Below are 13,044 nucleotides of genomic sequence, written 5' to 3' on the forward strand. Positions count from 1 at the left end.
CTCTTACGCTTCTTGCTCTGCTGTTTCGTCTTCAATACCTAATTCTTTTTTAATCCAGTCGTAACCTTCAGCTTCTAAACGTTGTGCAAGCTCAGGGCCACCAGATTTAACGATACGACCGTTCATCATAACGTGAACGAAGTCTGGAGTGATGTAGTTTAATAAACGTTGGTAATGCGTAATCATTAGGCAACCGAACTCTTCGCCGCGCATTTGGTTAATACCTTTAGATACAACTTTTAACGCATCGATATCAAGACCAGAGTCGATTTCGTCTAAGATTGCAATTTTTGGCTCAATCATCATTAATTGAAGAATCTCATTACGTTTTTTCTCACCGCCAGAGAAACCTTCATTTAAGTAACGTTGTGCCATTTCTGGATCCATTTCTAGGAATTCCATGTTTTTATCTAACGTACGGATAAATTTCATAAGAGAAATTTCATCGCCTTCTTCACGACGTGCGTTAATCGCAGAACGTAAGAAGTCAGCGTTTGTAACTCCGCTAATTTCACTTGGATATTGCATTGCTAAGAATAGACCTGCTTGTGCGCGCTCGTCTACTTCCATTTCTAATACATCTTCACCGTCAATGATGATGCTACCTTCTGTTACTTCATACTTTGGGTGACCCATAATTGCAGAAGATAAAGTTGATTTACCTGTTCCGTTAGGTCCCATAATTGCGTGGATTTCTCCACCTTTTACTTCAAGGTTTACACCTTTTAAAATTTCTTTGCCGTCAATTGATACGTGTAAGTCTTTAACCGTTAATGTAGAACCAGCCATCTCAATACCTCCATTAATCCTATATATACATTTTAAAAATTCCTAAAACGTTCATATTCTCATTTTATTCTCATTCTAATTTTATATCAAATAAAATGATATCGCAAACGACGAAAAAAAGTAACAATTTTTTCACAAATGTTTATAAGTATTTCCTTTGCATCCTTATATGATACACCTTTCTTCTTATATATATAAAGAAAAAAGGACTGGTAAATTCCCAGTCCTTTCCTTACGTTTATTCACTTACCGGAAGTACAGCACCTTTATATTCTTTAGTAATAAAATCCTGAATTTCTTTTGAATGTAATACTTCTACTAGTTCTTTAATTTCTTTTTTCTTCTCGTCACCTTTACGAACTGCAATAATATTTGCATACGGAGAGTCTGATCCTTCAATCGCAATTGCATCCTTTGTTGGATTTAATTTCGCATCAATTGCATAGTTTGAATTAATAAATAAAGCATCTCCCTCATTATTTTCATACAGCTTCGGTGACAGTCCAGGTTCAACATCTGTTTTAAACTTTAAGTTTTTCGGATTTTCTACAACATCTTTTACTGTCGCCTTAACAACATCTACTCCATCTTTAAGCTTAATAACGCCACCTTTTTGTAATAGTGCTAACATACGGCCGCGCTCAGCCACGTTATTACTCATAATAACTGTTCCGCCCACTGGCAGGTCTTTTAAGCTTTTATATTTCTTAGAATAAATGCCCATTGGTTCTAAATGAATTTTTCCTGCGTTTACAATTTTATATCCTTTTTCTTGAATTTCTTTATCTAAATACGGAATGTGTTGGAAGTAATTCGCATCAATTTCTTTATCCGCTAACGCTTTATTCGGTAACACATAGTCCTGGAACTTTTTAATCTCTAATTTAATACCCTTTTTCTCTAATATTGGCTGTGCTTTCTCCAAAATAACAGCGTGTGGCACGTTAGAAGCTCCAACGACAAGCTTTTTTTCCTCTTTCCCACCGCAAGCAGCTAATGTAAATACAGATAGTGCTGTAACAACTGACAGTATAATCTTTTTCATCTGATATCCCCTTCTCCCCTATAGGTATGTAGTTAGAAAAAAAGAGCCGGCATACACCAGCCCTTCTTCAAACAATTATTCTTTTACAGGAACAACTGCCCCTTTATATTCTTTAGCAATAAAGTCTTCAATTTCTTTAGAATGCAACACTTCTACAAGAGCTTTAATTTCTTTCTTATCTTTATCCCCTTTACGAACTGCTACGATGTTAGCATACGGAGAATCACTACCTTCAATTGCAATCGCATCTTTTTCTGGGTTTAATTTCGCATCAATTGCATAGTTCGAGTTAATTAAAACAGCGTCGCCTTCTTTATTGTTATACACTTGTGGTAATAAACCAGGCTCGATATCCGTTTTGAACTTTAAGTTTTTCGGATTATCTGCAATATCTTTCGGAGTTGCACTAACTGGATCTACTCCGTCTTTAATTTTTAAAATACCTTCTTTTTGTAAAATTGCTAAACCACGTCCATGGTCAGTAACGGAATTACTCATAATGATTGTTGCCCCGTCTGGCAGTTCTTTTAAGCTCTTATACTTTTGAGAGTATACACCAATTGGTTCTAAATGAATTTTCCCCGCTATTTCAAAATCATATTTTTTATCTTTCATTTCTTTTTCTAAATACGGAATGTGCTGGAAGTAGTTTGCATCTAATTCCTTATCCGCTAACGATTTATTTGGCAACACGTAATCTTGGAATTTTTTCACTTCTAATTCAATTCCTTTTTTCTCAAGCAACGGTTTTGCCTTTTCTAAAATTTCAGCATGCGGTACGTTAGAAGCCCCAACAACTAGTTTCTTTTCATCTTTATCTTTCCCGCCACAAGCAGCTAACCCAAAAATTGAAGTTGAAATAAGTGCTGTAAGTAATAATTTTTTCATTTGAAATACCCTCCTGTTTTCATTATCTTTTATCTATTCGAGTCGTTACACTATCACCAATCCACTGAATGAAAAATACAACTAGCAAGACACAAATTGTCGCAACGATTGTTACATCGTTATTTCCACGCTGGAATCCTTCTAAGTAAGCAAGTGTTCCAAGACCACCAGCACCAACAACTCCCGCCATTGCTGTATAGCCTACTAAAGCAATTGTCGTTACCGTAATACCAGATACTAACGCTGGTAATGATTCTGGAATTAACACTTTTAAAATGATTGTGCTTGTTTTTGCCCCCATTGCTTTTGAAGCTTCGATTACACCTTTATCAATTTCACGAAGTGCGATTTCAACCATTCTTGCGTAAAATGGTGCCGCTCCAATAATTAAAGCTGGCAATGCTGCACTAGCCCCGAGAATTGTTCCAAGGATAATCTTTGTGAATGGAATTAATAAAATGATTAAAATGATGAACGGTATAGAACGGAATATGTTTACAAAGGCTCCAATCCCTGTATTAACCGCTTTGTTTTCCCATAAATTATCTTTCGATGTCATAAAGAGTAACAATCCTAAAATGAGTCCTAAAACAAATGTGGCAAGCGCTGCGATTGCCGTCATATATAACGTTTCACCAGTCGCTTCTAACATTTGATTCCAATCAACATTTGCGAGTAACTTATCCATGTGCAATCACCTCCAGCTCTACTTGATCTTGATGTATTCCCTCTATCGCTTGCTGGATTGCTGTTTCCTCACCATTTAAATGAACAACTAAACTTCCGTAAGAACCGTTATTCGTTTGTGCGATATTTCCTTGCAAAATGCTAACTTCTATATCACTGCGTTGCATTAACCTTTGAAGTACTGGTCTTTCTACAGCCTCGCCGACAAACTGCAAGCGAATTACTTTGCCATCTGGATATTTTTCAATTAAACTTTCAATTGTTTCGTTTGTATCTTCAGAATCTGTTAACTGCTGTACAAAGCGTTTCGTAATGTCTTGCTGTGGATTACGGAATACGTCAAGTACTGGACCTGTTTCTACGATTTTCCCTTTCTCCATTACCGCAACACGATTACAAATCTTTCGAATTACGTGCATCTCATGTGTAATCAATACAATTGTTAAACCGAGACGCTTATTAATATCAAGTAGTAAATCTAAAATTTGATCTGTCGTTTCCGGATCAAGTGCTGACGTTGCTTCATCACATAAAAGCACTTGTGGGTTGTTAGCTAACGCTCTAGCAATCCCAACACGCTGCTTTTGTCCACCACTTAACTGGGATGGATACGCGTCTCCTCTTCCTTCTAATCCAACGAGATGAATTAACTCATCAACACGTTTTCTTCTCTTCTCCTTATCAACACCTGAAATCTCAAGTGGAAATGCGATATTTTCGCGTACAGTTCGTGACCAAAGTAAGTTGAAGTGCTGAAAAATCATTCCAATTTCTTGCCGTGCCTTACGAAGTTCACTTCCTGTAATTGCTGAAATGACACGATTTGCAATTGTAATTTGGCCAGAAGTTGGTTTCTCTAACTGATTAAACAGCCTTATTAAAGAACTTTTCCCAGCACCACTATATCCGATAACACCAAATATTTCGCCTTTTTCTATTTTTAAATTGGCGTTATCTACAGCAGTGACATCACCGCTTTTTGCCTTATATATTTTCTTTACATTTTCTAATAAGATCATGATGTTCACCCCTTTTTTAAGTAAAAAGCGCAAGCGGCTCGTTTAGAACAAGTGGACGCCCGAATCCCTGGCATAGAGGCGCTTTTTGCCTCATAGGAAGGGATGAAACGACCGACTGTTCTAGCCGCTGGAGCTGGATTTCATAAAACTTTGGATAGACTCCGCAATTTTTTTATTTTTCATGCGTGTAATCTATCGCCATAGCTCCTCTTATTATTTGAATGTCCTCCACATTCAAACAACAAAAAAACCTTTCCGCTTTAGAGAAGCAGAAAGGTTTATATGCGTATATAACAACATTATCCCTCTCTCATCTCTCAAAGCATTCGCTTTGCAGGAATTGGCACCATTTCAACATAAGTTGACGGTTGCCGGGCTTCACAGGGCACAGTCCCTCCACCTCTCTTGATAAGAGAAATCAGATTTAATTTTCGTCTGATTTGTAATTTATGAAATTGTCTATATTTTATGAATTGAATTGTATCAATATCCACACGTCATGTCAACAAGAATTTTCACAAAACAAGAAACTTCAGAATTTTAAGCACCTACTGACATCGGTTTACATATATGAAACATCGATTCAACTAATAGCATCGTTCGATATGTTCCCGAATATTGCACACGTCCATCGTTCATTAACGTTTGCAATCTTACATTTCCGTTCACTAATTGTTTTACATCCTCTTCATCTAAGCACACAATTTGTTCCGTTCCTCTTGCCTCTTGTGACAATTCTATATAATCTCTTGAAATTTGTAATGAACAACTTTCATCTCCAAAGCGGAAATTAACAGTTTTTTCTCCTTGTCTTAAAAGCGGTTCTAAATAATATTGACCGTTAGCGTAATTTACAAATGATTGAAGCAAAGAATATAATTTCACCCTAAATCACATCCTTCATATCACTTTCTATTACATACCATTTCCCTCTCACTAAAGAGCAATCCTGTTACTTTCGCTCGACAAATACTGTATCCATCCCGCATGTCGACATATTTCCCAAGAAATATGTCGAGGCGGCAAAAACTTTGCCGCCTACTTTAATTCCGTATATAAATATTCAACCGAATGAAATGCATATATCTTCTTCATGAGTGTCCCATTTTCAAAAACAAGTAAACAAGGCACACTTTCGATTCCATACTCTTTCGCTAAATGCGGAGCATAATTTAAATCTAACATTCCAATTTTCAACTCTTCAATCGTCATCTCGACAACCGTTAACATCTTCTTTGCTAATTGGCATGTTCCACACATCGGTGTATATACATATAGCACTGTTTTTTCTTCATTCTCTATTAGGGCTTTAGCTTCGGCTCCTGTCCAGTCAATCACTTCTATCATTCCTTACCGTAAATATTCTGTATAAACGTCAATGTCAGCTCCCCATAATACATTTGCTAAATGTGAAGAAGGTGCAGTCGCCACTTCTCGGTACGAGCGATCAATATAAATATGCTCTGCTTGCGGAAATTCTTTTCGAAACTGTTTCCTTAACTTTTCCCCTGCATCATCAGCATCCACTAGCACATATACGTCCTTATCAAAAAACTGATCAATGAGCTCATCCATTTTCGACAAACCAATTGTACCATTTGTACAAACAATTTCCACCGGTTCACGAATAATAGATTCAATCTTTCTTCTGTCTGATTTACCTTCTACAATAATGACTTTTTCTACATAAATCATATGTCATCACCCGATCACCATATACTATACAACCTTTAACTTAGTATATAGTATATTCGTTATTTTCATGTTGTTTCCTGTTTATTTTTGCAAAAGAAAAGCGGAAGCGGCTTGTTTAGATTGTGAGGGGGATGGAGCTTCTGACGTAAAGGCGCTTTTTGCCTTGTAGGAAGAAGCGAAGCCACCGAACAATTTAGCCGCTGGAGCTGGACAATCAAGAAAAGCGGAAGCGGCTTGTTTAGAACAAGAGGGCAATTGGAACTCCTGAACTAGAGGCGCCTTTTGCCTCAAGTTCAGGAGTGAAATGACCGACTGTTCTAGCCGCTGGAGCTGGACAATGAAAAGCGGAAATGGCTCGTTTAGATTGTAAAAAGCATGAAACTTCACTAAATAGATTTCCCATTAATGTACTCTCACATGATAATTGATTCATATATATGTGCTTTTCAACTCATTATGTAGCACAAAATAAAAAGGACAGCACAAAGGCTGTCCTTCAGTTGACTAAAATTAGTCTTGGTTTGTCATTTCTGCATATTTTTCTGCAGTTAATAACTTCTCAACTTGGCTTGCATCAGAAAGTTCAACTTTAACCATCCATGCACCCTCGTATGGAGATTCGTTTACAAGTTCTGGTTGGTCACTTAATTCTTCGTTTACTGCTACAACTTTACCGCTTACAGGTGCGTATAATTCAGAAACTGTTTTAACAGATTCTACGCTTCCGAATGGCTCGTCAGCTTCGATTGTTGCACCTACTTCAGGAAGTTCAACGAATACGATATCGCCTAGCTCACCTTGTGCAAAGTGAGTAATACCGATTACAACTTCATTACCTTCAGTTTTTACCCATTCGTGTTCTTCAGAGTAACGTAAATTATTTGGAATGCTCATGACTGTACCTCCAGTGAATGTATTAATTATGTAAAAATACCTTATTGGTACTTTTTCCACACACTTTCAAACTGCTCTTCGTTAAAACCAAGTGTTACATTCGTTCCATCTGTTACAATTGGACGTTTAATCAACATGCCATCAGATGCTAAAAGCTCATACATTTCGTCCTCGCTTGCATCTTTCAACTTATCTTTTAGACCAAGTTCGCGGTAACGCATTCCACTTGTATTAAAGAATTTTTTTAATAGTAATTCACTTTTTACATGTAAATTACGTAAATCTTCTTTTGACGGTGGATTTTCAACAATATGAATCATCTCATATGCTACATCGTTTGCCTCAAACCATTTCTTTGCCTTTTGACATGTGCCACACTTTGGATATGAATAAAATGTTACTGTCATAAATTCACCTACTTTTTTACTAACCTTTACCTTTATCATATAGAAAACGTTTTATTATTTCAAACGATTATTCGCTAAACTTTTACTTATTTCGTGATAATTTTTAATAATCCTGCAATTTTTCTTATTTTTCCGCCATTTGTTAAGAAAAAATAAATATATATTTTTTGTAGATTCTTCTCTCATCCCTCACCGAACATATATCTTAAACAAACGTCTGATTAACTTCCTATTTTTCTTTGTTAGCTCTTGAGCTGCATCGATTTCTTCCTACCGAACATACATCTTAAACAAACGTTTGATTCATTCCCCTTTTTCTTTGTTATCCCTTGAGCTGCATCGGTTTCTTCCTACCGAACATACATCTTAAACAAACGTTTATTTAACCATTTCAGCCTATGGTCACAAAACCTGAAAATACTTTAAATGACAAAGGCGTACAGATAAAAGGAATTAACGATTTTGACTGTAGTAGTGAGCCCATAAAAAAGTTATTAAACCTATCCTCAATAACGCCAAAGTAACTGCTCCTGAGAATATGAAATTTAAATTACTGACTGAAATATAAAAAGAAGTACCCTTGATTAGTGACAGGGGTACTTCTTTTTATCATGAATCTAAAGGTAAACGTATCCTTTATTAAAGCAGAAATGTATAGTTCTCTACTTTTTCTTAGTTTATTCAAAATCTTTGCGGAACCGCCACTATCTCATTTACATAATTATCGTTAGTTGAAGTTAATTATATTTTTCTACGTACTAAATAAAAAGCTAAGCACCCCATAATAATAGGCGCAACTAAACTAGAAGCATATGTACTTGTAATAGTAAAAAGAGAGAGTATACATATATAGATAAGAGCGAGTCCTATAAATACAGGAATTCCAAATCGAAACTTCCTACATTGTTTTATGTTCCTGTATAATACTTCTCCAATTAGGCAAGCTACAAGATCTAATATACTACCAAATATAATGAGAATTATAATGAATCCAAATATGTTAGGTAAATCATTCTCGTAAGAATAACCAGGATTAGAAATATACGGTATTAAGAACCATATGATAATAAAAGCAAGCAAACTTGCAGCATAACTAATTAAAAATTTCCCCAACGTAATCCTCCTCATAAATTTCTAATATTATCTTCATTGTATGACATAATTTCCCATTATTGATAGCAAAACTACCATCCACGAAATTGCTAATTGAATGAAATAAAAAAGACGCATTTAAATTGATGCGTCTTTTGGAGATGTTTCTTTTGTAAAATCATATAAAGCAATTGCGCCTAAAATAACCAATATACTTTCAGGGGCATCTAACAAAATAGTTCTCCAAGTTTCTGATATTACCCATTTAATACCTGCCGCTGATTCAAGATATGCTTGAAAATAACTGATTGTAAAATCAATTACAAATAAACATACAAGTAATGTTAGACCAAATCGAATTAATTTCTTGTTTTTAAACATGTAACACCTCTCAAAATTCATTGGATATTTCTGATTTCAATTCGTTATATACAAAAATCCCTATATTTGATTTTAGCATACAAAAAATCCAAATAAATACAATATGTACATTTGCATATTTCATGAATATTGAGGAATTACTGTTAATAAAAAAAACCTACTAGTGTAGGACAAAATAGCCTTAGCGATCCCAACAAGTAATCGCATAAATAACGGAATCATTTGAACCACTATATAACCGATTCCTGGATGCGCTTCATTAAAACTTTATAATTAAATCTGCAATAGCTGATATAAAATTATAAATCGGTATCATTATAGCAGGGAATGCCTCTCGCATACGTTGTAATGCTTTCGTAAGCTTCTCGATCATATTGTTATATGTGCTTCTGCTTAAAAAATAAGAAGCCTCGTTTACAGGCTCCTTATTCATCGACTCAAATAATCTGCAATTGTTTGAAATACGACGATATACATATTATGAATGCTTTCTTCAGTATTTCCACTATTTGATAAACCAACTGCCCATTGTTGTCCTTCACCACTTCCGATATTTGCAAAGCCTTGCGTATACATCGCATTTACATCTTTTCGTGCACTGTTATACTCTATCCCTTTCGTAATAAACGTTGAATATGATTTATCTTGCAAACCGATAAAAAACACTGGTTTCTTTAGCGATGAAAATATACTTTTATACTGCTCTGTTGAGGCTTCTTGAAAGTGATCTTTCATTATTAGAAAACCATCCACTTCCTTAGATTTCTTTTCCAGTTCCTCTAACTTCATTTCCTCTAACTTTATATTTCTAAACGTATCTTTCGGTTTTTCTCCAACAACTCCAATTACGAGTGCTCTCCCGTTATATTCTAATTTCTCTCCTTCTTTATCCTTTGCACACCCAGCACTCACTAGGCATATCAATATAAAAAATAAGAAATACGATAAACGCTTCATATAGCACTCTCCCCTTCTTTTAAGTCAAGTGACAAAAACGTAAGGTTAATTCAAGAAAATGTAAGTAAAATCGATAGCCCAATTTACGTTTCTATATTATAATCAATTGAATTTACCTACATTACTAAACATAGGAGATTATCATGAAGAAATTTAAACTTTCATCTTTTCTTCCGTTAAGTTATATACTTCTACTCGTACTCGTAAGTCCCCTTTACGACGTATTAAATAAATCAACTGTTCACGCAGTAGATGTCACAACTGTAGTAGATGATTGGATTCCATTTGTAAAAGCATTTATTATTCCTTATTTACTTTGGTTTCCTTACTTATACGGCGCACTTATTTATTACTGCTTTGCTGATCGAAAGCAATATTACGTTACTTTAAGTAGTGTAATTCTTGGCAAACTTGCTTGTTTTTCTATTTATTATTTTTGGCAGACAACTGTACCACGTCCAACCGTCGTTGGAACAGACGTATTTTCTGAACTAGTTCGCTATATTTATAGTATCGATCAACCGGTAAACTGTTTCCCTAGCATTCACGTTCTTACTACATTTGTAATTATGTTAGCTGCCTTTAAGCGTAGAGAGCAACATGCTTTTGAATATTACATCCTTACTTTCTTCGGTACACTTATCATTTTATCAACACTATTTACGAAGCAACATGCATTTGTAGATGCTGTTTCTGGAATGACGCTCGCGAGTATATTATACTTCGGCGTTCAGCTCTTATTAGCAAAAGAAACAGTACGCATTCCAGTAAAACAAAATCATAAGATGTAACATAACAAAAAAGCAGACTGTGGCTTCTTCAGTCTGCTTTTATCTATTATTAAGGAGATTTTCAAATTAAGATTGCGGTACAGTCATATCACCAGAGTGAATACGACCTGCTTTTTTAAGAGCAATGTAAAGTATATAAGAAACAGCTACTGGAATGATGATATAAGTGATTACCATCGCTGGGACAACTTCCCATCCTTCGCTGGAAATTAAGTTAATTGGTGCGATAAGAGAACTTAATCCAAGACCAGCGATTTCTTTCCCTGCTTCTAATTGGAAAATTAATGCCGATACTGGGCCGACTATCGCACTAGCGACGACAGTCGGGACGAGAATCATTGGATTTTTAGTAATGTTTGGCAACTGTACTTTCGGAGTACAAAGCGCCTGAGCTAATATGCCACCTAAATTATTTTCTTTCGCTGAGATTACAGAGAATCCGATAAACTGAGCAACGCATCCTGCTAGAGCTGCACCACCTGCAACGCCATCTAAGCTAAGTGCGATCGCTAATGCAGCTGATGAAGCTGGAGAGATAAGTAATAGCCCCCAAACTACTGCAATGACGATAGAAGCGATAAACGGGCTACCAGCTGAACTATCTTTAATAAATGCTCCAACTGTATTTAAAACAGGAGTAATATTATGAGATAACCAAATACCAACTAAACCAGAACCTAATATGGCCGCAAATGGAACGAGCATCATATCTAACGCAGTTTTTCCACTTAAACGTTTACCGATATATACAGCTAAAGTTGCTGTTAATAATGCACCGATTGGCTCACCTGTTTTAATGATTAGACCCGCTTCAGTAATTGAAATGGATCCGGCACCAATCGCTCCAGCTACCATCGCTGAAAAGATAACAAGACCGTTTGCACCGAGCATAAAAGCAATGCCGGCACCAATGGCTGGTGCCATAAGTGATTTTGCAACAACTCCGATTGTAATAAGTAATGGAATATCAACAATTCTTCCTATATTTTCGATCAGTAAACCAATTCCGAGGGATACGAAAATACCTTGTGCGATTCCAGCAGATGCTTTAAATACACGAGACATTATATATTCCTTCATTTGTTTCACCTTCTCCTATAAGTTAGTAACCAATTGTTTTCATATAATCACGTAAAATATCGTTTGATTTTGCGAATCGAGATTCTTCGTCCTCTGTTAAGTTTAGTTCTACAACTTCTTTCATACCATCTCTAGTAATAATAGCTGGCACTCCTGTACAAATATCATACTCACCGTACTCTCCATCTAAAATGGCTGATACAGCAATGACACGGTGATCATCGTTAAAGATTGAGCTCGCAATATACGCTAGAGAATTTCCGATTCCGTAATAAGTAGTACCTTTTCGTTTATAAATTTCCCATCCTGCTTTTGCAGTCTTCTCAACAATTTCATCTAAATCTATTTCACCAAATCGTTCTTTTTGTTCCTCTAAAATTTGTAGAATTGGCTTTCCACCAACAGTTACGTGAGACCAAGCAACCATTTGAGAATCACCATGTTCTCCTAATGAATACCCATGAATACTACGAGGATCTACATGTAACATTTCAGATAAAATTGTTCTTAAGCGAGAAGAATCTAGTGATGTACCAGTACCGATCACACGATTTCTAGGTAATCCAGATAATTTCCACACTTCATATGTAATAATATCAACTGGGTTCGATGCAAGTAAGAAAATACCGTCAAATCCACTTTCCATTACGCCGCCAACAACACTTTCCATAATTTTCGCACTCGCTCCTAAAGTATCTAAGCGACTTTGTCCAGGTTTTGGTGCTGGTCCCGCTGTAATAATAACGATGTCCATATCTTTGCAGTCTTCATAGCTTCCTGCATATACTTTTGTTCTTGTATTTGTAAAGTTAATGCAATGTGATAAATCCATCGCTTCCCCAACTGCACGTTCATGATTTATATCAATTAATAATAGCTCTTCGCAAATGCCTTGATTTACAATGGAATATGCACAACTTGATCCAACTAATCCAGTACCGATAATTGCAATTTTTCTTGTATTTCTTTTCATAGCAATCTCTCCTAATTGATCATATAATCTATTTCTTTTGTTCTTTACACTCTTAATTATAGAGATTCCCACGATAGAAACCATGGATACTTTGTGAAATATTGAGCAAAGTTTTTGTCCTTTTTGTGAATTGTTATATTTAATTTTCGTCATATTTGTTACAACTGAAAAAATATTTATTATGTATTTATTGACATATATAAAGTGAAACTTCAATCAACCTTTATCCATTGGGCTTTTACGGGACAAAACAAAAAAACGAGCGACTTCTGAACTGCACCCCAATTGTTAGACACCGTCTAACAATTGGAGGTGCAGTTTTTCTATGGTTAAATTTACAGCTGAT

17 protein-coding genes, 1 pseudogene and 1 riboswitch are annotated in these 13,044 nt (G+C 35.7%); of the genes and pseudogenes, 1 reads left to right on the forward strand and 17 read right to left on the reverse strand.

Annotated features, from left to right (window positions below; translation table 11 throughout):
* Positions 1-3: 3 nt before the first annotated feature.
* The 15 genes and pseudogenes from sufC to JDS81_RS25970 all read right to left on the reverse strand — a co-directional run bounded on the left by sufC (position 4) and on the right by JDS81_RS25970 (position 9,854).
* Entirely contained in the window at positions 4-789 is a 786-nt protein-coding gene (gene sufC, locus JDS81_RS25905; protein WP_000929162.1) for a Fe-S cluster assembly ATPase SufC, read from the reverse strand.
* A 238-nt stretch (positions 790-1,027) separates the two neighbouring features.
* On the reverse strand, positions 1,028-1,834 hold the full coding sequence (gene metQ / locus JDS81_RS25910; RefSeq protein WP_097954529.1) for a methionine ABC transporter substrate-binding lipoprotein MetQ: 807 nt from the start codon (positions 1,832-1,834) through the stop codon (positions 1,028-1,030).
* A gap of 75 nt (positions 1,835-1,909) precedes the next feature.
* The gene (gene metQ, locus JDS81_RS25915) at positions 1,910-2,722 is read right to left on the reverse strand and encodes a methionine ABC transporter substrate-binding lipoprotein MetQ (protein WP_097954530.1); all 813 of its coding nucleotides are present in this window, start codon (positions 2,720-2,722) and stop codon (positions 1,910-1,912) included.
* Positions 2,723-2,744: 22 nt separating this feature from the next.
* Positions 2,745-3,410, reverse strand: a complete 666-nt coding sequence (locus tag JDS81_RS25920; protein ID WP_000359403.1) for a methionine ABC transporter permease — start codon at positions 3,408-3,410, stop codon at positions 2,745-2,747.
* Positions 3,403-4,428, reverse strand: a complete 1,026-nt coding sequence (locus tag JDS81_RS25925; RefSeq protein ID WP_097954531.1) for a methionine ABC transporter ATP-binding protein — start codon at positions 4,426-4,428, stop codon at positions 3,403-3,405. The genes JDS81_RS25920 and JDS81_RS25925 overlap by 8 nt, the downstream gene beginning before the upstream one ends.
* Positions 4,429-4,735: 307 nt before the next feature.
* A riboswitch (SAM riboswitch) is annotated at positions 4,736-4,843 on the reverse strand.
* A 125-nt stretch (positions 4,844-4,968) separates the two neighbouring features.
* Positions 4,969-5,313, reverse strand: a complete 345-nt coding sequence (locus JDS81_RS25930; RefSeq protein ID WP_199688634.1) for a hypothetical protein — start codon at positions 5,311-5,313, stop codon at positions 4,969-4,971.
* Between the two features lie 153 nt (positions 5,314-5,466).
* Positions 5,467-5,775 (reverse strand): thioredoxin family protein, encoded by a 309-nt coding sequence (locus JDS81_RS25935; protein WP_002060220.1) that lies wholly within the window; start codon positions 5,773-5,775, stop codon positions 5,467-5,469.
* 3 nt (positions 5,776-5,778) lie between these two features.
* Positions 5,779-6,123, reverse strand: a complete 345-nt coding sequence (locus JDS81_RS25940) for a toprim domain-containing protein (RefSeq protein ID WP_000640865.1) — start codon at positions 6,121-6,123, stop codon at positions 5,779-5,781.
* A 238-nt stretch (positions 6,124-6,361) separates the two neighbouring features.
* Positions 6,362-6,556, reverse strand: a complete 195-nt coding sequence (locus tag JDS81_RS25945; protein WP_179864519.1) for a hypothetical protein — start codon at positions 6,554-6,556, stop codon at positions 6,362-6,364.
* Positions 6,557-6,633: 77 nt separating this feature from the next.
* A complete protein-coding gene (gene gcvH, locus JDS81_RS25950) occupies positions 6,634-7,017 on the reverse strand; it encodes a glycine cleavage system protein GcvH (RefSeq protein ID WP_000026896.1) in 384 nt (127 codons plus the stop codon).
* A 41-nt stretch (positions 7,018-7,058) separates the two neighbouring features.
* Positions 7,059-7,424, reverse strand: coding sequence for an arsenate reductase family protein (locus JDS81_RS25955; RefSeq protein WP_097954532.1), 366 nt, complete (start codon positions 7,422-7,424; stop codon positions 7,059-7,061).
* A gap of 741 nt (positions 7,425-8,165) precedes the next feature.
* Entirely contained in the window at positions 8,166-8,537 is a 372-nt protein-coding gene (locus JDS81_RS25960) for a hypothetical protein (RefSeq protein ID WP_097954533.1), read from the reverse strand.
* Positions 8,538-8,654: 117 nt separating this feature from the next.
* Positions 8,655-8,897, reverse strand: coding sequence for a DUF3937 family protein (locus JDS81_RS25965; protein WP_000475828.1), 243 nt, complete (start codon positions 8,895-8,897; stop codon positions 8,655-8,657).
* A gap of 120 nt (positions 8,898-9,017) precedes the next feature.
* A pseudogene (locus JDS81_RS30970) lies at positions 9,018-9,143 on the reverse strand (quinol oxidase); the annotation flags it as partial.
* 183 nt (positions 9,144-9,326) lie between these two features.
* The gene (locus JDS81_RS25970; RefSeq protein WP_097954536.1) at positions 9,327-9,854 is read right to left on the reverse strand and encodes a hypothetical protein; all 528 of its coding nucleotides are present in this window, start codon (positions 9,852-9,854) and stop codon (positions 9,327-9,329) included.
* Positions 9,855-9,997: 143 nt separating this feature from the next.
* On the opposite strand from JDS81_RS25970, the gene JDS81_RS25975 reads away from it, so the two are divergent.
* Positions 9,998-10,645, forward strand: coding sequence for a phosphatase PAP2 family protein (locus tag JDS81_RS25975; protein WP_000713778.1), 648 nt, complete (start codon positions 9,998-10,000; stop codon positions 10,643-10,645).
* Positions 10,646-10,711: 66 nt separating this feature from the next.
* On the opposite strand, the gene JDS81_RS25980 is transcribed toward JDS81_RS25975, so the two are convergent.
* Together JDS81_RS25980 and JDS81_RS25985 are read right to left on the reverse strand one after the other, a co-directional pair.
* Complete coding sequence (locus JDS81_RS25980) at positions 10,712-11,725, reverse strand: PTS sugar transporter subunit IIC (RefSeq protein WP_000666176.1); 1,014 nt, start codon at positions 11,723-11,725, stop codon at positions 10,712-10,714.
* Between the two features lie 22 nt (positions 11,726-11,747).
* Positions 11,748-12,698, reverse strand: coding sequence for an L-lactate dehydrogenase (locus JDS81_RS25985; RefSeq protein WP_000828231.1), 951 nt, complete (start codon positions 12,696-12,698; stop codon positions 11,748-11,750).
* Between the last annotated feature and the right edge of the window lie 346 nt (positions 12,699-13,044).

It is taken from the genome of Bacillus cereus group sp. N31 (assembly GCF_016483245.1).
In the GTDB taxonomy this organism is placed as follows: domain Bacteria; phylum Bacillota; class Bacilli; order Bacillales; family Bacillaceae_G; genus Bacillus_A; species Bacillus_A toyonensis.